A 1,432-nucleotide genomic window follows, 5' to 3' on the forward strand; every position below is an offset into this window, starting at 1 on the left:
GATTTAAGCGAGGTTTCTTTTTTGACTAAAGGACAATTTTACAAAAATTGATAGGCTTAAAAAAGCTATTTTTAACTCATAAAATTGTGTTTTTAGAAAAGTGTGTACTTTCCCTTGTTTTACTGATAAAACTTGAACAACTACTTTTGGTTTTTTTACAATGAACCTCATGTATTTCTTCAAATTATAAGTCAAGGATGCCATGAGCACGTGTTTATTGGCTTGTTTAATGCCTCTTGAGTTAACTTTCTTCATATTCAGAAAGTTAATCAACGTGCCTAATACAGGTTCTACCGTTTTACTCCTCACTTTTACCATTCGTTTGGCATATTTAGCATTTTGAGTCAGTTTTTGATGCATCTTGTCATACAAAGCTTTGTGAATGGTGTCTCGCAAGGTTTTCTCATGTGATTTACCTAAACAGGTTGCTTTTAATGGGCAACTTTTACAGTCTTTTCTAGAGCTTGCGGTTTTACGATAAGGCAAATCGATACCTTGACTACATATATATTTGTCATTTTCTTTATCATAAACAAAACCTTCTCGTTCTGGTTTATATTGTCCAAAATTAGGCATCCATGCCTCGATATTGTTATCATCTAAATACTTTAAAGCTTCTCCACTACTATAACCTCCATCGGCTAGAATTTCTCCTAAATTAATATCATTTTCTTTTAGATTTTCTTTAGTGATTTCTACAATTTGTTCTAAACACTGAGAGTCTCGTTTGTCTGCAAAATCAGCACAAGCTCCTGTGATAACATGGTGAGCATCATCTACAGCAAGTTGTCCAAAATAGTTTAATTGTCTGGTTTTGCCTGGTTTTACACTAACTCTAGCATCTGGATCTGTTGGTGAGTAATGGATGTGATTGGATACATATTTTGGTCGAATTAAATTGCCATTTTCATCTGTTTTATCTCCTTTTTGACTGCCTTTCGGCATGTTTTTGTAAGCTTCTTTTTTCCAGTTGTGGTGTTCTTCTACTAGATCCTTACGCGTTTGGCTTACTTTATATTCACTATTCTCATTGAGTTCTTCTGCATAATATGCTGCATCCTCTAAAACTTCTTTTTCAATTAGACTATCCATAGAAGCGTTTGCTTTTATAAAAGCGCTATCAACCGCTTGTCGTTTGCCTCTAACCATACCTTTTGTTACACATAAAGACAATACTTTTTTAAACAGCTCCATGAAGACTTCTTCTCCATACAATTGTCTAGTTCTACTAATGGTACTATGCCAAGGCAAAACTTCATCAATGTCGTAACGAATAAATAAACGAACATCTAAACAGTTGGAACAATACTCGATGAGTTTCCTATCAGAATTAATGTTATTCAAATAGCCTACTAAGCATATTTTGAAGAAGACAACAGGATCAATACTCTCCTGTCCTTCTTGTCCATAATACTTCTTAGTGGATTTATAT

The 1,432-nt window shown here is 33.9% G+C and carries 1 protein-coding gene; it reads right to left on the reverse strand.

Annotated features, from left to right (window positions below; translation table 11 throughout):
* Window positions 1-3 precede the first annotated feature (3 nt).
* On the reverse strand, window positions 4-1,432 hold a 1,429-nt coding region (locus FIA58_RS21125; protein WP_140964676.1), incomplete at its 5' end, for an IS1182 family transposase.

The sequence above is a fragment of the Flavobacterium jejuense genome (assembly GCF_006491595.2).
Classification (GTDB): Bacteria; Bacteroidota; Bacteroidia; order Flavobacteriales; family Flavobacteriaceae; genus Flavobacterium; species Flavobacterium jejuense.